The sequence below is a fragment of the Bacillus andreraoultii genome, from assembly GCF_001244735.1.
Taxonomy (GTDB): domain Bacteria; phylum Bacillota; class Bacilli; order Bacillales; family Caldibacillaceae; genus Caldifermentibacillus; species Caldifermentibacillus andreraoultii.
The window spans coordinates 2,351,210-2,372,002 of the sequence record NZ_LN868937.1 but is presented as its reverse complement, the minus strand read 5'-3'; the positions used below and the strand labels follow the sequence as shown (position 1 = coordinate 2,372,002).

The 20,793-nt window shown below is 34.1% G+C and carries 24 protein-coding genes; 20 read left to right on the top strand and 4 right to left on the bottom strand.

The window, feature by feature from the left end:
• The first annotated feature begins 6 nt into the window (after window positions 1-6).
• The 5 genes from BN2144_RS16560 to BN2144_RS16540 all read left to right on the top strand — a co-directional run bounded on the left by BN2144_RS16560 (window position 7) and on the right by BN2144_RS16540 (window position 4,490).
• Window positions 7-1,893 carry a cbb3-type cytochrome c oxidase subunit I gene (locus BN2144_RS16560; protein ID WP_033829339.1) on the top strand — a complete coding sequence of 629 codons (1,887 nt, stop codon included), beginning with the start codon at window positions 7-9 and terminating at the stop codon, window positions 1,891-1,893.
• The gene (locus tag BN2144_RS16555) at window positions 1,890-2,519 is read left to right on the top strand and encodes a cytochrome (ubi)quinol oxidase subunit III (protein ID WP_033829338.1); all 630 of its coding nucleotides are present in this window, start codon (window positions 1,890-1,892) and stop codon (window positions 2,517-2,519) included. The genes BN2144_RS16560 and BN2144_RS16555 overlap by 4 nt, the downstream gene beginning before the upstream one ends.
• Before the next feature lie 2 nt (window positions 2,520-2,521).
• Window positions 2,522-2,857: a cytochrome c oxidase subunit IVB gene (gene ctaF, locus BN2144_RS16550; RefSeq protein ID WP_033829337.1), complete on the top strand. Its 336-nt coding sequence runs from the start codon at window positions 2,522-2,524 to the stop codon at window positions 2,855-2,857.
• A gap of 219 nt (window positions 2,858-3,076) precedes the next feature.
• On the top strand, window positions 3,077-3,967 hold the full coding sequence (gene ctaG / locus BN2144_RS16545; protein WP_033829336.1) for a cytochrome c oxidase assembly factor CtaG: 891 nt from the start codon (window positions 3,077-3,079) through the stop codon (window positions 3,965-3,967).
• Window positions 3,968-4,025: 58 nt separating this feature from the next.
• Window positions 4,026-4,490, top strand: a complete 465-nt coding sequence (locus BN2144_RS16540; RefSeq protein ID WP_033829335.1) for a DUF420 domain-containing protein — start codon at window positions 4,026-4,028, stop codon at window positions 4,488-4,490.
• A 391-nt stretch (window positions 4,491-4,881) separates the two neighbouring features.
• Here the strand turns inward: BN2144_RS16540 and BN2144_RS16535 are convergent, their stop codons facing one another.
• Together BN2144_RS16535 and BN2144_RS16530 are read right to left on the bottom strand one after the other, a co-directional pair.
• Window positions 4,882-6,102, bottom strand: a complete 1,221-nt coding sequence (locus tag BN2144_RS16535; protein WP_033826380.1) for an IS110 family RNA-guided transposase — start codon at window positions 6,100-6,102, stop codon at window positions 4,882-4,884.
• A 286-nt stretch (window positions 6,103-6,388) separates the two neighbouring features.
• The gene (locus BN2144_RS16530) at window positions 6,389-6,760 is read right to left on the bottom strand and encodes a YugN family protein (RefSeq protein ID WP_033829334.1); all 372 of its coding nucleotides are present in this window, start codon (window positions 6,758-6,760) and stop codon (window positions 6,389-6,391) included.
• A 197-nt stretch (window positions 6,761-6,957) separates the two neighbouring features.
• Between BN2144_RS16530 and BN2144_RS16525 the strand changes: the two genes are divergently transcribed.
• From BN2144_RS16525 to coaD, 8 genes are all read left to right on the top strand, one after another.
• On the top strand, window positions 6,958-7,398 hold the full coding sequence (locus BN2144_RS16525) for a CBS domain-containing protein (protein ID WP_033829333.1): 441 nt from the start codon (window positions 6,958-6,960) through the stop codon (window positions 7,396-7,398).
• Window positions 7,399-7,782: 384 nt separating this feature from the next.
• Window positions 7,783-8,718, top strand: coding sequence for a CAP domain-containing protein (locus BN2144_RS16520; protein WP_042338091.1), 936 nt, complete (start codon window positions 7,783-7,785; stop codon window positions 8,716-8,718).
• 149 nt (window positions 8,719-8,867) lie between these two features.
• A complete protein-coding gene (locus tag BN2144_RS16515) occupies window positions 8,868-9,296 on the top strand; it encodes a YlbD family protein (protein ID WP_033829331.1) in 429 nt (142 codons plus the stop codon).
• Between the two features lie 18 nt (window positions 9,297-9,314).
• Window positions 9,315-9,554 (top strand): YlbE-like family protein, encoded by a 240-nt coding sequence (locus BN2144_RS16510; protein ID WP_033829330.1) that lies wholly within the window; start codon window positions 9,315-9,317, stop codon window positions 9,552-9,554.
• Window positions 9,555-9,715: 161 nt separating this feature from the next.
• Window positions 9,716-10,156, top strand: coding sequence for a YlbF/YmcA family competence regulator (locus BN2144_RS16505; RefSeq protein ID WP_033829329.1), 441 nt, complete (start codon window positions 9,716-9,718; stop codon window positions 10,154-10,156).
• A 40-nt stretch (window positions 10,157-10,196) separates the two neighbouring features.
• The gene (locus BN2144_RS16500; RefSeq protein ID WP_033829328.1) at window positions 10,197-10,472 is read left to right on the top strand and encodes a YlbG family protein; all 276 of its coding nucleotides are present in this window, start codon (window positions 10,197-10,199) and stop codon (window positions 10,470-10,472) included.
• A gap of 671 nt (window positions 10,473-11,143) precedes the next feature.
• Window positions 11,144-11,695: a 16S rRNA (guanine(966)-N(2))-methyltransferase RsmD gene (gene rsmD, locus BN2144_RS16495; RefSeq protein ID WP_033829327.1), complete on the top strand. Its 552-nt coding sequence runs from the start codon at window positions 11,144-11,146 to the stop codon at window positions 11,693-11,695.
• A 12-nt stretch (window positions 11,696-11,707) separates the two neighbouring features.
• The gene (coaD, locus tag BN2144_RS16490; protein WP_033829326.1) at window positions 11,708-12,196 is read left to right on the top strand and encodes a pantetheine-phosphate adenylyltransferase; all 489 of its coding nucleotides are present in this window, start codon (window positions 11,708-11,710) and stop codon (window positions 12,194-12,196) included.
• Between the two features lie 71 nt (window positions 12,197-12,267).
• Here the strand turns inward: coaD and ylbJ are convergent, their stop codons facing one another.
• Window positions 12,268-13,476 (bottom strand): sporulation integral membrane protein YlbJ, encoded by a 1,209-nt coding sequence (ylbJ, locus tag BN2144_RS16485; protein ID WP_033829325.1) that lies wholly within the window; start codon window positions 13,474-13,476, stop codon window positions 12,268-12,270.
• 512 nt (window positions 13,477-13,988) lie between these two features.
• Here ylbJ and BN2144_RS16480 point away from each other — a divergent pair.
• Both BN2144_RS16480 and BN2144_RS16475 read left to right on the top strand, forming a co-directional pair.
• Window positions 13,989-14,777, top strand: coding sequence for a patatin-like phospholipase family protein (locus tag BN2144_RS16480; RefSeq protein WP_033829324.1), 789 nt, complete (start codon window positions 13,989-13,991; stop codon window positions 14,775-14,777).
• Window positions 14,774-15,784, top strand: coding sequence for a SepM family pheromone-processing serine protease (locus BN2144_RS16475; RefSeq protein WP_033829323.1), 1,011 nt, complete (start codon window positions 14,774-14,776; stop codon window positions 15,782-15,784). Before BN2144_RS16480 ends, BN2144_RS16475 begins: the two co-directional genes overlap by 4 nt.
• 47 nt (window positions 15,785-15,831) lie before the next feature.
• Here the strand turns inward: BN2144_RS16475 and BN2144_RS16470 are convergent, their stop codons facing one another.
• Window positions 15,832-17,082, bottom strand: coding sequence for a nucleotidyltransferase (locus BN2144_RS16470; protein WP_230199760.1), 1,251 nt, complete (start codon window positions 17,080-17,082; stop codon window positions 15,832-15,834).
• Window positions 17,083-17,234: 152 nt separating this feature from the next.
• Between BN2144_RS16470 and BN2144_RS16465 the strand changes: the two genes are divergently transcribed.
• The 5 genes from BN2144_RS16465 to BN2144_RS16445 all read left to right on the top strand — a co-directional run bounded on the left by BN2144_RS16465 (window position 17,235) and on the right by BN2144_RS16445 (window position 20,767).
• Complete coding sequence (locus tag BN2144_RS16465) at window positions 17,235-17,765, top strand: YceD family protein (protein ID WP_033829321.1); 531 nt, start codon at window positions 17,235-17,237, stop codon at window positions 17,763-17,765.
• A 27-nt stretch (window positions 17,766-17,792) separates the two neighbouring features.
• A complete protein-coding gene (rpmF, locus tag BN2144_RS16460; RefSeq protein ID WP_033829320.1) occupies window positions 17,793-17,966 on the top strand; it encodes a 50S ribosomal protein L32 in 174 nt (57 codons plus the stop codon).
• A gap of 505 nt (window positions 17,967-18,471) precedes the next feature.
• Entirely contained in the window at window positions 18,472-19,080 is a 609-nt protein-coding gene (locus tag BN2144_RS16455) for an RsfA family transcriptional regulator (RefSeq protein ID WP_033829319.1), read from the top strand.
• A 131-nt stretch (window positions 19,081-19,211) separates the two neighbouring features.
• Window positions 19,212-20,552, top strand: a complete 1,341-nt coding sequence (locus BN2144_RS16450) for an acetyl-CoA carboxylase biotin carboxylase subunit (RefSeq protein WP_033829318.1) — start codon at window positions 19,212-19,214, stop codon at window positions 20,550-20,552.
• A gap of 2 nt (window positions 20,553-20,554) precedes the next feature.
• Window positions 20,555-20,767, top strand: coding sequence for an acetyl-CoA carboxylase biotin carboxyl carrier protein subunit (locus tag BN2144_RS16445; RefSeq protein WP_033829317.1), 213 nt, complete (start codon window positions 20,555-20,557; stop codon window positions 20,765-20,767).
• Window positions 20,768-20,793: the final 26 nt, after the last annotated feature.

The following is a 20,793-nucleotide window of genomic DNA, read 5'->3' as shown; positions in this document are numbered from 1 at the left end:
AGAATTGTGAGTAGTGTCGCAGTTAAAAAGGGGTTAGGTGCCTCTATTTGGGAGTATTTAACGACTGTTGACCATAAAAGGATAGCTCATCTCTATCTAGGTGCAGGTGGTTTCTTCTTCCTATTAGGTGGATTGGAGGCAATGTTTATTCGGATTCAATTAATGAAGCCGCAAAATAATTTTGTTAATGAACAATTATTCAATGAAATTATGACGATGCACGGAACTACCATGATTTTTCTTGCTGCCATGCCACTTTTATTTGCATTTATGAATGCAGTTATGCCCTTGCAAATCGGTGCTCGTGACGTAGCCTTTCCGTTTTTAAATGCACTTGGTTTTTGGCTATTTTTCTTTGGTGGGTTATTTTTGAATCTTTCTTGGTTTTTAGGTGGAGCTCCGGATGCGGGGTGGACATCTTATGCTTCATTGTCGTTACGCTCAGATGGTCACGGAATTGATTTTTATACGCTTGGTATTCAAATTTCTGGTTTTGGTACATTAATGAGTGGAATTAACTTTTTAGCAACAATCATTAATATGCGGGCACCAGGAATGTCTTATATGAGAATGCCATTATTTACATGGACGACTTTTATTGCATCATCGTTAATTTTGCTAGCCTTTCCACCATTAACAATAAGTGTCTTTTTCTTAATGTTTGATCGCTTATTTGGAAGTGCGTTTTTTGATGTGGCGATGGGTGGAAATACGATTATTTGGGAACATTTCTTTTGGATATTTGGCCACCCAGAAGTGTATATTTTGATCTTACCGGCCTTTGGTATATTCTCGGAAATTTTTGCGACATTCTCGCGTAAACGGTTGTTTGGTTATTCATCAATGGTTTTTGCAACAATCTTAATTGGTTTCTTAGGTTTTATGGTTTGGGCTCACCATATGTTTACAACCGGATTAGGAAATGTTGCTAATGCGATCTTTGCAATTGCAACAATGGCTATAGCAGTTCCAACTGGAATTAAAATATTTAACTGGCTCTTAACAATGTGGGGCGGGAGTATGAAAATAACCGTTCCAATGTTGTGGGCACTTGGATTTATCCCGAGCTTTGTTATGGGTGGAGTAACAGGAATCATGCAAGGTGTAGCACCACTTGATTACCAATTACACGATACGTACTTTATTGTTGCTCATTTCCACTACGTTATCGTTGGTGGTGTTGTATTCGCGATTTTTGCTGCAACTCATTTTTACTGGCCAAAGATGTTTGGGAAAATGTTAAGCGAAAAATTAGGATATTTTACATTCATATTTTTCTTTATTGGCTTCCATTGCACATTCTTCATTCAACATTTCTTAGGATTAATGGGTATGCCAAGAAGGGTTGCAACGTTCCTACCTGGTCAAGGGTTAGATTTAGGGAATCTAATCAGTACAATTGGTGCTTTTTTAATGGCAATCGGGGTTATTATATTGCTAGTGAATATTGTTAAGACTTCATTAAGCAAACAAAAACTTGCTAATGATCCATGGGAGGATGGCAGAACAATTGAGTGGGCAATTCCATCACCACCACCATATTATAACTTTAAACAAATACCACTTGTACGAGGGTTGGATACTTGGTGGATTGAAAAAATGGATGGGAAGAAAGAGTTAACTCCAGCAGAGCCACTCGGTGATATTCATATGCCGAATAATTCAATTATTCCGTTCTTTATTAGTCTAGGGTTATTTATCGCTGCGTTTGGTGCCATGTATAACCCGCTGAATTCTGTGGGAGACGGGAAAAGTTGGGGAGTTCCAGTTTTAATTCTTGGTCTAACTATAATGTTTGGTTCAATGCTCATTCGATCATTACGCGACGATTTTGGCTATCATATCCATAAAGAGGAATTAATGGATGATGATGAAGGGGGGAAAGTTGGATGAAAGTAGATGAAAGATATACTGCTTTAAACTGGCCTAATCACCCCGAAACACAAACATTAGAAGGAAAGAATAAGTTTTTAGGTTTTTGGCTTTTTCTTGCAGGCGAAACAGTTCTCTTCGCTTCGTTATTTGCAACGTATTTAGCGTTAAAAGATTCTGTTCCAGATAGCAGTCATCCATTGACAAAAGACTTATTTAGCCTACCTTTAGTCTTTGCAATGACAATGATATTATTAACGAGTTCTTTAACTAGTGTTTATGCCATTTACCATATGCGAAATTATAATTTTAAGAAGATGCAAGCATGGTTAGTTATAACAGTTTTATTAGGAGCATCCTTTTTAGCTTTAGAGATTTATGAATTTAACCATTATGTTAAAGAATATGGATTCACATTTGGAAGCAGTGCTTTTAGCTCAGCATATTATACACTAGTTGGAACACATGGTGCTCACGTTACGTTTGGCTTAGGTTGGATTATTGCTTTAATATTACGAAATGCAAAAAGAGGTTTGAACTTATATAACGCTCCGAAATATTATGTAGCTAGTTTATACTGGCATTTCATCGATGTCGTATGGGTATTCATCTTTACAGTTGTGTACTTAATAGGTAAGGTGGGATGAGCATGGGAAGTGAACAAGTGAAAAATCCAGAATTACGAGTGCGTCACGAATATCGTAGAAGAAAAAATGCAAAAGGGATGCAAGCGCAAGTAATTACATTTGCCCTAATGATATTTTTGACGATTATCTCTTTTATTGCTGTGGGATCTGGTAGTTTTTCAGCGAAATTTATCATACCTTTTATATTGCTATTAGCCGTTGTTCAAGTTGGTTTTCAATTGTACTATTTTATGCATGCTAGTGAAAAGGGTCATCAATTTCCTATGTTTTTTATGTATTCCGCTATATTTGTAGCGTTCATTACTGTACTAGTCTATATGACAATTATTTGGTGGTAAATAAGTAGAGGACTCTCCTGACGATAAATAATGCCGTAGACTGCTTAAGTTTTTAAAAGTAGGATAAAAGGTATTTTTAGCCGTTGGGATAGTCCTTTTTCAACGATCAGACTATATTCTTTCCTTTTTTCAAATGTCATAAAGTTGTTAAACTAAATATATGCTACTTTCGGAACTATCTGTATAATAAGTTATAAGTAGCATGACCGAGGTGGAAATATGTTGCTTAAATTGGAGCAGTTTGGATTTCGGGCATTGTGGAGTCCTTATTTATTTCTTTTTTTATTGATGATTACTTGTGTTTTTTTTTATTTTGCTTATAAAAAACGTCACCTATTTGATGGGGGAGAGAAGTTAACAAAAAAAGAGGCATCGCTTTTCATCCTATCAATATTATTTATCTACATAATTAAAGGATCACCACTTGATTTGTTAGGACATTTAATGTTTACTTTTCATATGATCCAGATGGCTTTTTTATATTTGCTAATACCACATTTTTTAATAAGGGCTATTCCAAAATGGATGTGGGAGCGAATACTATCATTTCGTTTGATGAAGTTAATGTTTCGTTTTTTTACGAAGCCATTAATCGCATTAGTTCTTTTCAACGGGATTTTTTCACTTTATCATATTCCCATTGTTTTTGATACAGTTAAAACAAATGTATGGTATCATAGTATTTACACAGTTATTCTATTTTTATTAGCTATCTTCATGTGGTGGCCACTTGTCAACCGGATGGATCGTGAAAATCAATTATCAGGATTAAAGAAGGTTGCCTACTTATTTGCAGATAGTGTTCTCATTACACCGGCTTGTGCTTTAATTATATTTAGCAAGACACCAATGTTTGAAACATATACGAACACTGAGTTATGGATTCAGTCTTTACATTTATGTGTGCCATCCGACATTGTTCCAAATCTTAACTTAACAGGACCTGAAATGTTTAACCTGATGCCAGCCCATTATGATCAACAAACAGGTGGCGTTATTATGAAATTTTTACAAGAGTTAATCTATGGAGTAATCTTATACAGAATATTAATGGAGTGGTATCGAAAAGAGCAGCAGGAAGAAACTAAGGGAACAAATTTTGACTTCTGAAATACTACTTAAAATAACCAAATAAGAAAGAAAATTAAAAAGAAAGTTAGGTATATAAATGGAAAATCTTCACCTTTTACCAACGATAAGCACATTATGTATTGTCGTTAGTGCCATTTTTGTCGCAATAGGTTGGGCATATATTAAACAAAAGAAGATTGAAAAGCATAAAAAAATGATGATTACAGCGGCAGTTTTTGCAAGTATCTTTTTCATTATTTATGCAAGTCGAACCGTTTTTATCGGAAATACTTCTTTTGGAGGACCAGAACATCTAAAAATTTTCTATACTATTTTTCTCATATTCCATATTACATTAGCTACAGTAGGTGCAGTATTAGGTGTATGGACAATATGGCTTGGATTGAAAAACATCTTGGATAAACATAGAAAAATAGGTCCGATTACGAGTATTATATGGTTCTTTACTGCAATTACAGGTGTAGCGGTATACATATTATTGTATATTCTTTATCCTGGAGGAGAAACTACATCACTGATAAAGGCAATTTTAGGATTATAAAATAAGTTTATTTTTTAGGCTTTGACTGAGCACGTGATGCGAAAATCCTCCAACTTAGCGAAGAAAAATCAAGCTTGCGATAATAAACTAAAATGAAGATAGGGGCTATCCAAAAAGTCGTATTTTGATTTTTGGATGCCCCTTTTCATGTTTCAAAACCTTGATATATCAACATTTTTTGATTATCACATTTTTTAGGAAATCCATTTTTCAGACAGCCTCTTTCTTACCTCTAGTCAAGTACTTTTACAATACTTTTTAAGAATTAAATTTATGATTGGAGGAAGGGGGTACCCCCTTCCTCCAATCATAAATTTAGCGAATGCCAAAAAGACCTAACGATTTTTTGTTTTTTTCGCAAGGTCAAGTATGTTATAGTTAATTAAACCATTTACGAACAGGTGGATGCTGCTTCGTAATCATAGGTAATGTTGTGTGCAATAAGGTGAAATGCTACTTTTAAGAACTTATTCACACAAGCAATTGACGCAACTTTATGAGGCTTTCTCAGAGGTTGCGTTTTTAATTTGTCGTAATACTCCACCAGATGATTCTTTGTTTTTTGGCGTAGTGTAATCATCGTTTTAATCATAAAGAATAAAATTTTTCGTAGTTTATTGTTTCCCCTTTTATTAATCTTGTCCTTATAATGGGTATTACCTGACTGATAACGCATAATATCAATCCCCACATAGGCATTTAACTGCTTATGATTTTTAAAACGCCTGATATCACCCAACTCACCAATGATTCGAACAGCTGTTGTTTCCCCTATTCCTGGAAATGATAGAAGTACATGATATTCTGTGCGCTCATTAGAAAGCTCAACCATCTGCTTTACAAGCTGTTCTTTCCTCTCTTTTAAGTCTACGATGCGTCTTGCGTAATCTTTGACTTGTTCGCAACGTACATCATCTCTTGAGATGGCTGGATAGGAAGTTTTCGCGGCTTCAAGGAGGGCGATTCCTTTCTCTTCTGCTCGTTTTAAAGACAAATTTTTTCGTGTGTTTGCCTTTAATCGATTGCGAATGACCGTTTTTGAATGGGCTAACACTTCATCAGGATGTGGATACAATTGTACGATATTCAAAAACAGCGCAGAACGTTTCGTAAATAGCTGTTCCAATTCTGGAAAACTCAATTGAAGGATAGCGTGTAAACGGCTATATAAGTGCGTAATCTCACTGTCTAACTCATCATAGTAACGTGTGAGCCCACGCATCTGTTGGTAGTATTCATCTTCTTGATACGTCTGTTCACGTTCTACTCGAAAGTGCGATTTCGCTAGCTCATGTGCATCGCCTTTATCTGTTTTTTGGCGGCGCATCGAAGCCATTTGTAAGTTCGCTTCAAGTGGGTTAATACGGCAATATGTATAATCATAATCTTGAAAAAATCGTTCCAATGCTTTGGAATATACACCGGTTGCTTCAAAGACAATTTCAGGTGGTTGTCCATCTTGATAAGTTAGTGTTTGAAGCGTTTTATGAAGTTGTTCAAAAGAGGGACGATTATGTTCAATCTCTTTTTCTACTTCACATTGACGATACTGATTGTAAATGACCATTGTACTTTTTCCCATACTCACATCTAAGGCTACAACATGTTTCATGATTCTATTTTCTCCTTTTTAGTCAACCATAGAAGTCTTCACATTACCTTATCGATTCCATTTTCTTATACACGATCTCAAGGACCCAACATACTAAACTGATTCAAATAAGGTTGTGAAGTTGGTCTGTTTTTGATACGGACTCTTTATTGGTCCTAGAGGCTGTTCGACCTTCCTTCACTTCTACTATGAAAATAGTAGCACAAACCATGGCCTTGGTCTGTGCTACTAATGTTAGTATGTTTACGCATGTAATGCTATTGATGAAATACATTTATTTCATATATTAGGCCTCAATACTTTCTGATAACGGTTCCAATACTTCTTTTATAGCTGTCAGAATTTCTTTACACTGTTTGACTAAAGCCTTTGGGAAATTCTCATCTTCACCATATTCTACACCGTGTGGGTAATAATATTTCCCTAGAATCGGTATCATTAACTGGATAGTAGCTTCGTGAGCTCCAACATCACCTGAAACTGCGTACCCTTGAACCCTTAAGTAGTAAACGTTATCTTGTATAACAATCTTTCTGTCATATGTAACTCTTTCGTAATCCCACTGTCCAGCACGAATTAAACCGTATTCTGGTAAAATGTCGTCTAACGTATTTAAATCAATCTGGATTTGTTCTAACCCTATGTTTTCAAATCGCATAGTTTCCCCTCCTGAAAAAATGATCATTTACAATCAGGAAATTACAATACCCTTACTTATAATAATAGATGAATTAAAGAGGAGTTGCAATAAAATTTCATTAATTTTGTTTTATTTGAAAATTGATGTCTATTGCATATCGTGAAAAACATGGGAAAACATAATCTTGAGAAAATAGTTTAAAAGGGGGAACTTTTTTGAGAAAGATTAAAGATTTAATGACGACAGAGTTAGAAACATGTACACTGTTAGATAATGTTTACGAAGTTTCGGTGAAAATGAAAGAGGCTGATGTCGGTGCGATACCCGTTGTCGATCAAGATCGTATCATAGGGATTATAACAGATCGTGATCTCGTATTACGGGGCTACGCTGAAAAACGTCCAGGTTCAACAAAAGTAGAAGATGTGATGACGAAAAATTTAATAACCGTTACTACAGATGACCAAGTTTATAAAGCAGCAAAGTTAATGGCAGAACATAAAATCCGTCGTCTGCCTGTTGTAGATGATGGATATCGATTAATTGGTATGATATCTTTGGGTGATATTGCCGTTAATGAAAATACTGATTATCAAGCGAAAACAGCATTAGCGGAAATTTCGGAGGACCATTCAAGTGAGAAATATATGAATTAGTATTATTGTAGGAGCTGCTAAGCCGGAACTAAGTTGTGGGAAATTTTGTGATACATATCGCAAAAAACCTCGACAGAAGCTATCAGCTCCTTTTAAAAACGATTCGAATAGTGTTATAATAAATTGAAAATTAAATAAAGGGAGTGCAAAAAACAAAAAGAAAAGAGGAGTAAAATGCTAGTAATCATTCTATTATAAAATTTATAACATATAATTTAAAATAAATAGAATCTACATGATAGGGGGGAGAGGCCTCTGAAAAATTTAATTAGGATATTATTTATTGCAACTGGTATTCTCGTTATTGGTATATCGTTTAATCTTTTTTACACGAAAGACCCAGTATTAATAGAAAATAAAAAAGAGATAGTAGAAAATGAAAAGTTGAAGCCAGCAAAAGATTCACCTGAGAAAAGTAATGTAGAAAAACGACCTACGACGGGTATTTCTACATACATCGGTAAATCAATTAATACATTTCAAAAGAAGTTTGGAAAACCAACACGGCAGGAACCGTCTTATTATGGCTATACTTGGTGGGTTTATAACAAGAAAGATTTTTATTTGATGGTAGGAGTATTAAATAATAAGATTGTTACGATTACAGTTGCAAGTGAGCAGATTGATACTTACCCATTTAAAATTGGAGAAAATTTAGAGTCCGTTTATAAAAAAGTGGACATGCAACCTGAAGTTGAGTTCGTTAATGATAATGGGGTTTATCGATTTGAATTATTTGAAGATGATATCAATATTAAACCGTTAATTTCTTTTGGTGATATTTTTGCCCAATTATATTTTGATCACTTTGAAGGGAATTTAATCTTTATTCGTTTTATGGATGGGAATACGTTAATTCAACAACGGCCTTATGATATGACTTATCGTGGAAAATTAATAGACTATAAAGAATTAACTCCAGAAGAATGGGCTAAAGCAGATGCCGCAAGTGAATTACAAATTTATGAATTAACTAATTTAGTTCGTACAAACTATGATGTTCCTGAATTAACTTGGGATGAAGATACAAGAGAGGTGGCGTATGAACATAGTCAGGATATGTATGAAACGGAAACATTCTCCCATAATTCAGATAAGTATGGAAACCTTGCTGATCGATTGAAACGGCACGATGTTTTTTATGAAACTGCTGGTGAAAATATTGCTTTTCAATATACAGACAGTGTCGCTGTTGTCAGTGGCTGGCTAAATAGTAAAGGACATCGTGAAACATTGCTTAATAAAGACTTTACTCATATTGGAGTTGGAGTTTATCAAAAGTACTATACACAAAACTTTCTTGAAAAGTCATGGGAGTAAAATGAAAGGTTACTTTGAAATTAGGCACACTTTTTGTAACAATTTTTGCTACGAGTTGCTAATTTTCGAGGTGGCCTTTTTAAATTTAGTTTCACCTTCCTTCGCCTAGACATAGTTTATAGTAAGTAGATCTGAAGAGGGTGAGAAAAATGGCTAAAGAGAAAAATCCTTCCATTGAACAGTTTAAAAACTTTGTTAAAAAACATCCAAAGTTAATACAAAAAGTAAAAAATGGTGAAGGTTCATGGCAAGAATTATTTGAAGAATGGTATTTATTAGGAGAAGACGATCCAAAGTGGAAAAAGTATCGGATTAATGGAACTTTTGAAAAGTCAAAATTAGAAAACGAACAAGAACAAATAAAGGAAGCAAAAAATGTATTGATTGACCAACTTTTGCTATATATAAAAAATATGGATATGAAACAACTACAAAATTATTTGGGACAGATGAGTGAGGCTATTGAATCTTTACAAAACTTATTAGGACAATTGAAAAACAATGGAGAAAAGGAAGAAATGAATCGTACTTTACCAGTTAGTGACAGAAGAAATCCATTTTTATTCCGAAAAGATTAACAGGGGGGCTATAAATAAATGAGAAAAGATATTTATGAACAAATAAAATCGAAAAGAGAGTTTGTCCATTATCTTCGGATGGAACCAGCATGGTATAAAACTTTATCAAGGAATCCAACTTTGATTAAAGAATTTGAAAAGGCGGCATTCAAATATTATAAAAAGACGTTTCCGGATCGCGTTGATAAAGTATCTAATGGTGTTCAATTCGCCTCAATGATGTTATCTATGCTTCAGTCAATGAACCAAACCCAATAATTGCTATCCTTAATAATACGGGGATAGTTTTTTGTATTTTTCATGTTTTTCTCTTAAAACATATAGATGATCTTTGCACAAAAAATAGCATCTTAAATATAAACCGTAGTGATTCCTTTTTTATACATGATTATGATATTATATATTGTGGAGGTGCAAATATGTTTGCTACTTTAGAATCAGTTGAAATCATTGATCATGCTGAAACTTTAGCTAAAATGATAATAGAAAGTGATATTGCGGATGAATACCGCCAATGTTTATATATAATGAATACCGACTTAGAAACACAAAAAAAGATAAAAAAATTTGTTAAGTTGAAGGAGCAATATGAGGAAGTACAGCGTTTTGGACGCTATCATCCAGACTATAGTAAAATTATGACTGAGGTTCGTCTAGCGAAAAGAGAAATGGACTTAGACGAGAATGTGGCCAAATTTAAAATAGCTGAAAATGCTTTGCAACAACTTCTTGATGAAATTAGTTTACTCATCGGTCGGTCTGTGTCCGAACGTGTTAAAGTGGCGACTGGAAGTCCGTTTTTTGAGACAAAATCGTCTGGTGGGTGTTCCACTGGGGGTAGTTGTGGCTGTAGTGCATAAAATTCAACTATATTGAAAACATTTAAATAGGAGACGCGCTATGATCGGAGAAAGACAAGGATTAATCGTCTGGTTACACAATATAAAGCTGGCAAAAAATTTAAGAAAGTATGGGAACATTCATTATATTTCAAAACGACTAAAATATGTTGTTCTATATTGTAATATGGATGAAAGTGAAACTGTTATGAACAAAATAAAAAATTTATCTTTCGTAAAAATGGTTGAACCATCTTACCGCCCTTTTTTAAAGACTGATTTCGATAATGCAAAGCCAGATAAAGCAAAAGAATATGATTATAAAATTGGTTTCTAAACTTTTTCATTTTGGCTATCTTTTAGTGTTGAGTTACTGTGGTTGATTTTTCATAGTGAACTCTTTGCTAATAGATAGTCTTTTTTATCATCGGCTATCCAACTAACTGGAGCTTTTATACCGATTATATCTTTTATTTATGTTATTAATGATATTAAACTGCTTTCTTAAAGCAATTTATTGAAGTATTCGTTTATACGTAATAAAGATTAATGTGATAAAGAAAACGAGAGAGTTCGAGCCCTTAGCGAAAGATAAACCTAAAGTACACCGGAAAAAGTTTTTCGGTTGTGAGGTCACGCTACTTCCTAACAGTCTTTCCCAATAGTAGCTAAAAAAACCCTGCAGATAATTCTGCAGGGCTCCTTCCAACTCTTCATGAGTGAAGGCAAAGGGAGAGGAGAAACCGGAGGAAGAACTTATGGGGAAACGTAAGTCTTCTCCGCGGTTGGCAACAACATCTTTCGTTTGATGTTGTCATTTACAGTATGACCATATTTGTCCTACTTATACATTATTTTACAAAAAATATTTCCTTACGATAGTAAAATCATCTCGATTCTCAAATCATCTATTACATATAATTTAAGTGGAAATTGGTCGTATCAATTAGTCATTTATTAAAAATTATGGTAGGATGGTAACGTAAAATCTAAAATAAAGGTGATTTTGTGCGAGTAATATCTGGGATTCAAAAAGGAAGAATTTTAAAAGCAGTTCCTGGTGAAAGTACGCGGCCTACCACTGACAAGGTAAAAGAGTCAGTTTTCAATATTATTGGTCCATACTTTGAAGGGGGATATGGCCTTGATTTATTTGCGGGCAGCGGTGGTCTTGGAATTGAAGGGATTAGTAGAGGATTAGAAAAAGTCCTATTTATTGACCACGATACAAAAGCAATCCAAACAATTAAGAAAAATATAGAGTTATGTCATTTTGAAGAGAAGGCAGAAATTTACCGAAATGATTGGAAAAGAGCGCTTAAAACAATCGCTCAACGGCAAATTAAATTTCGAGTTATTTGGTTGGATCCACCGTATAAAAAAGATGTATATACTTATATTTTGGCTAATATTCATAAAAGCGATTTATTGGACAAAAATGGTGTAATTATTTGTGAACATGCAAAGGAAAAGGAGTTACCGAACACTGTAGAAGATTTGATACGAATCAGACAAGAAAACTATGGAACGATAAACATATCGCTTTATATGTGGAGATAAGGAGGAGAGCAAATGGAACGTATCGCAGTTTGCCCTGGCAGCTTTGATCCCATTACAAATGGACATATTGATATTATTAAGCGGGGCTCAAATATCTTTGATAAAATCTATGTTTGTGTCTTACATAACTCAGAAAAAACATCAAATTTGTTTACAACCGAGGAAAGACTTCGACTAATCCAGGAATCCACAATAAATATACCAAATATTATTGTTGATTCATTTAATGGCCTATTAATTGACTATGCTAGAAGTGTTAATGCTCAAGCAATTCTTCGTGGCTTACGTGCAGTGTCAGACTTCGAGTATGAAATGAGAATTACTTCAATGAATCGTAAACTTGACCGAGATATTGACACATTTTTTATCATGACTGATAACAGTTACTCGTTTTTAAGTTCGAGTATTGTTAAAGAGGTAGCGAAATATCATGGGGATGTTTCTGATCTTGTACCATCAGTTGTAAATGATGCGTTAAAACAGAAATTTAAACAATTATAAATAAGAAAGACTTCATGCCAAGTGATAAGCGATATCCCTTTGACATGAAGTTTTTTTATGAACAAGTCCGATTACCTATTGTATATCATCCTTTTCCCATACACAATGATATAAACAAAAAGTGAGAGAAGTGTAATTAATGGACCAAAATGAGTGAGTGTTGTAAACAAATCTGAATATGAATTCTCACTTTTACTCATAAAGACAGGAATTATCTCTATATTTCCTATTAATTTATGTTCGTAAAGTGGTTTCCATATGATTAATGTAATGATTGATGCAAAAACTCCTTGTATTATCCGTGCAAAAAAGAAGGGGAGGAATCGAATATCGGTTTGAGAAAGCAGACTTCCGACTTGAGCTTGTATACTAAATCCGGCAAAAGCTAACATAAAACTAACGACGATGACTTGTTTTAACAATTCCACATTTTCAACTTCACTTATTAATTGACTTCCAATCGTCATTTCAAATAAACCTGAAATAAATGGAATACTAAATGACTCTGGTAATGATAATATTGAAAATAGATGATTAATAAAAACTGCTAAAAAGTCGGTTACATTCATTAAAGATAGTAAGGTATTAACCACTGAAAATAAAATGATAAAACCGCCAATCATCAGTAATGTATGTATTGACGATGTTACTGCATCACCTAATAATGTCCCAAAAGGCCGCTTATCTTGTATTCTTGTTTCGTGCATTGCCTTAAATGCATTTTTAATTGAGAACGTTTGGTTTTCAACCTTTTTATCTAGTTTGTCTTTCCCGTGGTAGCGCATAATTAAACCGACAAATATATTCGCAACATGGTGAGAAATGGCTAATATCATTCCTAACCTAGCGTTCTGAAAAAAACCGACAGCGATTGCTCCGAAAATAAATAAGGGATTAGCACAGCTTGTAAAGGCGACAAGTCTTTCTGCTTCGATTTGACTTATTAACTCATCTTTTCTTAATCGGACAGAAAATTTAGCACCTGCAGGATTTCCGGAAGCCATTCCCATTGCCCAAACAAATCCGCCAACACCAGGTACACGAAAGATTGGTCTCATTAGCGGTTCCAATAGAACACCGAGAAATTTCACTACTCCGAATCCAATTAATAGTTCAGCAATGATAAAAAAAGGAAGTAAGGATGGGAATACAACTTCCCACCAAGTATGTAATCCTTTTAGTGATGCTTTTAAAGCTTCTTTTGGATGGGAAATAAGAGCAAATGCTAAAAAGATAACAGATACTGCCAGAACAATCGTTTTTAATCTAGATTTAAACAAAAATTTCCCTCCTTTTAAGAAACAGGTCGAAATTTCAATCTAATACTCTATGATGAAAAAAGTACTCGGTAGAAATATACTAGTTTTTTCTTATCCTTAATCATAATGTGCTAAAATGAATACCATAAAAATACAATAACTATATAAAGTAATTTTCAATAAACTTGTGCATGTCCACCTTCTCCATAAATGTATGAAGTAGTTTTATAAAAAAGAATAAATTTTTTAGCGAATAGGAAAGTATAAATTTCACCAATTATTTCTTTCCTATACGCATAAGCACATATGGAAGGCTCTAGCAGCTCCTTCAAAGCCGATAAACTCAGCGAACTGTAGTCTCTCGTTTCGCCAGGCTTATGCGTCCCTGAGCTTTCTTTACTTCAACAAGTTGTCAAAACATTTTTGATAAAACTTTGCGAACATAAAATAAAAGCTCTTCGTATCGTTTTAATTAACTTGTCATATTACAATTAAGGGAACATGAAAAAAATATAAAATAAGGGGAGAATCATGTGAGAGAGCCCAAAATTGGTCTAGCATTAGGATCTGGAGGTGCTCGAGGTCTCGCTCATATCGGTGTTCTAAAGGTCTTAGAGAAAGAAAATATTCCTATTTCAATGATTGCAGGGAGTAGTATTGGTTCTCTTATTGGGTCCTTTTATGCTTCGGGACAAACGATTGATAATATGATTAAATTATCGCAAAGCTTTAAACGAAAATTTTTTATCGATGTTACGATACCAAAACTTGGTTTTATAACGGGTAACAGAATAAAGGAATTTATCCGCCTATTCACATTTAATAAAAATATTGAAGATTGTCGTTTACCAATATCTATCATCGCAACCGATATTTATACTGGCGACAAAGTTGTTTTCCAAAAGGGACCAATCGCTGAGGCAGTTCGAGCAAGTATAGCCATACCGGGTGTTTTTATTCCAGAGAATTACCAAGATCGTTTGTTAGTTGACGGTGGAGTTAGTGACCGAGTTCCTGTTTCTGTTGTTAAAGATATGGGGGCAGATTTAGTTATTGCGGTTGATGTTGCTGGTCTAAATAGAAATGCACAAATTGTAAATATTTATGATGTAATTATGCAAAGTATTGATATTTTGCAAGTGGAGTTAGCAGAGGCACGTGCATATCAATCTGATATTTATATTAAACCTCCTGTCGAAAAATATAGCTCGTACTCCTTTAATGACATCGGAGAACTAATTTTATTAGGGGAAGAATCAGCAAAAAAGGAAGTACCAAAAATTAAACAATTAATTGATTCGTGGAAGGAGTTACATAAGTGAAAAAAAGACTAACAATAATTTCTGCTCTATTCTTAACCTTTCTTTTTTTAAATTTTTATACTTTACCGTACTATGTTATGAAACCAGGGATGGCTGAGTCATTAGATGGAATTATCGAAGTAGAAGGAGGATATGATGAACAAGGGGAGTTAATGTTAACAACTGTTCGTATGGGTGAAGCAAATATTATTTCTTATCTAATGACAAAAATAAACAAATACTATGTGTTAGAGCCAAAAGAAGTAATTCGTATGAAAAATGAAACGGATGAAGAATATCAAGTACGGCAATTATATTATATGGAAGATTCACAAGAAAACGCATTGCAAGTCGCATTTAAAAAAGCTGGTAAAGATATTAATATCAAAATGAATGGCATTTATGTGTTAAGTGTAAGAGATGATATGCCATCCAGTAATGTTTTGAGACCTGGTGATCGTATAATTGCTATTGATGAGCATACCTTTGATTCTTCTCTTGAATTCACTAACTATATTCAAAGTAAAAAAGTTGGAGATGAGATTCACGTTACATTCTTACGTAATAACAAAAAAATGACAAAAAAAATAGCGGTTGATATGATACCGGAAATTAATAAACCAGGAATTGGAATCACATTAGTAGAAGATAAAGATGTTAAAACAAAACCTAAAGTTCATTTCAATTCAGAAAAAATTGGTGGACCATCAGCAGGGTTAATGTTTACTTTAGAGATTTATAATCAATTAACAGAAGAAGATATAACAAAAGGGTACAAAATAGCAGGTACTGGCACAATATCGCCGGATGGAACAGTTGGACCAATTGGAGGAATCGAACAAAAGATTGTTGCTGCTGACCGAGAAGGAGTCGAGTTATTTTTTGCACCTAATGAACAAGGAAAAAAGGGTTCCAATTATAAAATGGCTAAGAAAACAGCGAAGGAACTTAAGTCGAATATGAAAATTATTCCTATCGACAGTTTTGATGACGCCCTTAAGTACTTATCTTCATTAGAAAAAGAGTAATGAGTAATTGTAGGGAAGGTTAATCGATACCTTCCCGTAATTTGTTATTAGACGATTATTGGTGGACAGCTTGCTTCTTCCTTAATGATTTGCTTACTTATCTGATTATTAAAAGCTAGAGAATATATATGACTCGCTTTTACATCTAAACGGATAGCACTCTGGTCTATTTGTGATAACTTTGAAATGATTGGAAGGCTACATTTGTGTTTCTTTTCTTTTAAATATTTCCTTCCTTTCTCATTGAATCCGAGAACTCGAATGTACTCAGGATGATTGCACCGCTTTTTCATTTCTTCTTTTTTTGTGTTGGTTAAAATATGAACACATACCCGTTGTAATCGAGTCCATGTATACCGTTTTGTTTTAACTTTCTCCATAAAATCTGAAAAACTGATTGCCACTCTACAATAACGAATAAGTCGGTGCTCAATCCCTTCCTCAACCTCATAAATTTCTTTAAGTTCTTCAGGTTCACTATGAAGTAATTTATACTTTAAATATGGCCAAAGATTTTCCCACTGAACAAAATTACCATAAATATGTTTATAATGCAGTAGTCCTTCATAAGAAGTATATGGTACATGACTCCTGATTTCTGTTAATGAGTCGTTTTGTAATACTATGTTTCGAATACTTGTTGCACTGGAAATTTGCGTACTTGTTGATAAATAAGGCTCGTGATATTCAGCATTTACTCTCTTAATTGTAATTGGAAGAGTGGAACTTTTTAAGCGATGTAATGCTTTTATGTAATGATATCCTAAAATGTTGTTCGGCTTAGATAAATCGAGTAAGGGCTCTTCTTTTGCTATCGAACGGAAGGCGAGAGATGCTGCCTTAGGATAACTCAACCCATCGTTCATAAATTTTTTTATAGCGTCGTTATACTGATGTTTATGGTCTTCAATGAAATGAAGTGTATTATAGAAAGGAGTTAAACTACCTGACTCACTACCAAAACAAATAAAATTAGTTTGAAGACTTGATAAAATTGAAATTGCACCATGGGCAAAGATTTCCGCTTTTTGCGTGGAAAATGCATATGGCAATTCAACAACGAGATCAACACCTGCTTGAAGAGCCATTTTCGTTCGGGCAAACTTAGAAACAAGAGCAGGTTCTCCTCTTTGTAAAAAATGTCCACTCATTACAGCAATAACGACATCTGCATTTGTTTGTTTCCGGGTTTGATGTAAATGATATAGATGACCATTATGAAAAGGATTATACTCAACAACAATTCCAGCACTAATCATAGTTCCTCCCATATGATAATTCATGTACGTATTAAACATGGATCGTTTGCAAATACTAAATGAAAAATGCATTTTTATATGTTATGTTTATTATGAATAATTCTTGAGTTCCATGCAAGACTGTAAAGAAAAAATATTGACAAAAGGTTATTTGCGGGCTATAATTACTTTTGTTGCCTTGGGGTGATTGTATGAAATGGTCAATGATTCAATTGCAAAAATTCCGAAATAAAGGGTTGACATTTAACGAAGTGATTAATTTAGATTCTCTAAAAGATCGGGATTCTAATATTCAGTCTGTTTCACCTATTCGCGTTTCTGGAACAGCGGAAATCGATTCGAAAAAAGTAACTTTTTACTTACATATAGAAGGTGAATTGATTTTGCCAAGTTCACGGACGCTTGAAGATGTCCATTTCCCATTAGATATTCGTAGTACGGAAATCTTCATGTATCAATTTAATGAATATGAGGATAATTCTGAACTGAATCTACATCTAATCGAAGGGGAAATGATTGATTTAACACCCATTATTGAAGAATTAATATTGCTAGAAATTCCTATGCAAGTTTATAATGAGGAAGATGATATATCCGCTTTTTTCAATCCTGGGCAAGATTGGGAATTTGTTCAAGATGATCAAGAAAAGAAGCAGGATAAAATAGATCCTCGTTTTGCTAATTTAGCAAATTTTTTAAAAAAAGACGACTCAACGAATTAACGTTCATCCTTTTAAGGAGGTGGAATTATGGCTGTACCATTTAGAAGAACATCTAAAACTAGAAAACGTCTACGCCGGACACATTTTAAATTACAAGTTCCAGGTATGGTAGAATGTCCAAATTGTGGTGAAATGAAAAAAGCCCATCATGTTTGCCCAAACTGTGGAACTTATAAAGGTAAAGAAGTTATCAACAAATAAAGTTGAGAAAAAGGAGTTACATAAATAATGTAGCTCTTTTTTTTTGCTTCTAGAAAAGTACTAATTTTAAAATTTCTACATAACTATACACATAAACGCATAAGGAAAGGATTTGGTAGCATTACATCAAAGCCGAAAAACCCTCTTTCTTTTCGGAAAACTACGCTCTTCGTTTCGTCAGGCTTATGCGTTTTGAATTTTCTTTATGGCTCTCTTTAAGGGATTATTTTTATTCATTCTCTTAGCAGGGCTTTTTTACATGAAAAAATGATCATATTATGGAAATTCTCCCCATGTGGACCTGCTTAATAGATTAATTAAGAAGTCTATCGTTTCTATTATGTGCATATATATAATTACGAAAACAATTTCTTAATAAATTCTGTTCTAGTCAGTACAAAATTGAGAATCTAGAACATGAATGGACAATGTCGTTTCATTTCTATTGAACGAAAGGACAAAAATCTATCACATAGGAAATGATTTTAGATTGGGAGGGAACGTGATGACAACAGTTCGCCAAGATGCTTGGTCAAAAGATGAGGATTTGCTTTTAGCTGAAGTAGTTTTAAGGCATATAAGAGAAGGGAGCACCCAGTTAAAGGCTTTTGAAGAAGTGGGGAAAAAATTAAGTAGGACAGCTGCTGCTTGTGGTTTTCGGTGGAATTCTTCAGTGAGAAAACAATATAAAACGGGCATTGAGTTGGCAAAGCGGCAAAGAAAGGAGCTTAAGAGAAAATCGGAAGAAGATATAGTAAGGGAATATATTGAGGAAGAAAAAAATGAAGAGATTAGAAACGAAAATCTCACATTAGAACAGGTGATGTCATATTTACGTCGTATGAAAGAGCAAGAGGAGTATTATGCAGCTTCGAATGAACAGTTAGCTAAATATAGAGAAGAGTGTAACCGATTAGAAAGAAAACTTCAATTAGCTGTAGAGGAAAATGAACATTTAAAGAAGGAAATAAGTTCTTTAAAAGATGATTATTTATCGTTACTATCTATAATGGAAAAGGCTAGGAAACTTGCGCTGAAGGAAGATGAACAAGATTTAAAAATGAAATTTCAAATGGATACAAACGGAAACTTAGATGTAGTTAAAGAGAAATAGGTGGAGAATGAACTCCACCTATTCATTCACTAATTTTTCTGTTTTTAGAAAGATAACAAACTTTGAGAGCGCCTACAACATAAGAACGTATGCAAAAATTTCCCTACTTAAATTAATTGAGAGGTGTAGTTATGAGGAAAATATTAATTGCAAATAGGGGAGAGATAGCAGAAAGAATCATAAAAACTTGCAAGAAACTAGGAATTGAAACAGTAGCAATTTATTCAGATGTTGACAAGGATCTTCCTTTCGTAAAAGAGGCAACAGTTGCTAAAAATATCGGGCCCGGGCCAGTAAAGGATTCGTATTTACAAATTGATCGGATTATTCAGCTTGCGAAATCATTAGAAGTTGATGCCATTCACCCCGGGTATGGCTTGCTATCGGAAAATAGTGAGTTTGCAAAGAAAATTAGTCAAATGGGTATGATTTTTATTGGGCCGAAAGCGGAAACATTAGCGGATATGGGTGATAAAGTTTCAGCGAGGAAAAAAATGAAAGAAGCCGGTGTTCCAGTTGTGCCAGGCACAGAAAATGTTATTAGCAACATGGATGAAGCAATATCCCTAGCAGATGAAATTGGCTATCCTGTTATGCTTAAAGCAAGTGGTGGGGGCGGAGGTATCGGCATGGTTCTCTGTCAAGATGAAGGGGATTTGAAAAAGGCCTATTCGTCTGTAAAATCACGGGCGGAAATGTATTTTGGTTCGGATCAAATTTTTATTGAAAAATTTATAGAAAAAGCTCGTCATATAGAAGTGCAAATATTTGGTGATCAATATGGTAATATAATCCACTTGTATGAGCGTGATTGCTCTGTACAAAGGAGAAATCAAAAAGTTGTTGAGGAAACACCTGCGTTCCGGTTATCAGAAAAGGGAAAGCAAAAGTTATATCAATATGCTATTAAAGCGGCAAAATCCGTATCTTATATCAATGCTGGAACGATAGAATTTATTGTAGATACTGATGAAAATTGTTATTTCCTCGAGATGAATACAAGGCTTCAAGTGGAACATCCTGTTACAGAGGAGATTACAGGGATTGATTTAGTAGCGTGGCAAATCGAAGTTGCTAAAGGAAATCCAATACCAATGAAACAAGAGTCTATAGAAAAAAATGGTCATGCGATTGAATTTCGTGTCTACGCGGAAAATCCGAAAAACTTTTACCCTTCTCCAGGAACAATAACTAAATTACAGTGGGGTAATACGAAACGGGTCCGTATTGACAAAGGATATGTTGAAGGAAATACCGTGACCCCTTATTATGATCCGATGTTGGCAAAAGTGATATTTAAAGGAGCTACTCGAAAAGAATGTCTACATAATGCAAATGAATTTTTTAATACAACTACGATTGAAGGGATAAAAACAAATATTCCAGTATTTCTAGATATATTAAATGATAAGGACTTTATTTCAGGAATTTATGATACGAATCTTTTAAAAAATCTCAAGAAAGGGGAATGAAGATGAAAACAGTTATTGCTCCAATGGCAGGGACAGTATTCCAAATTTTAATCGGAGTTGGTGATACAGTCGAAAAAGGCGAAGTGGTTGTGATTTTAGAATCAATGAAAATGGAAATTCCCGTTGAAAGTGAACACGCTGGTAAGGTTGAATCAGTCCATTTTACGGAGGGAGATTTTGTTAATGAAGGAGATATGATAATAACGATTGCGTAAATAATGCACAGGATAAAGGATAAGGG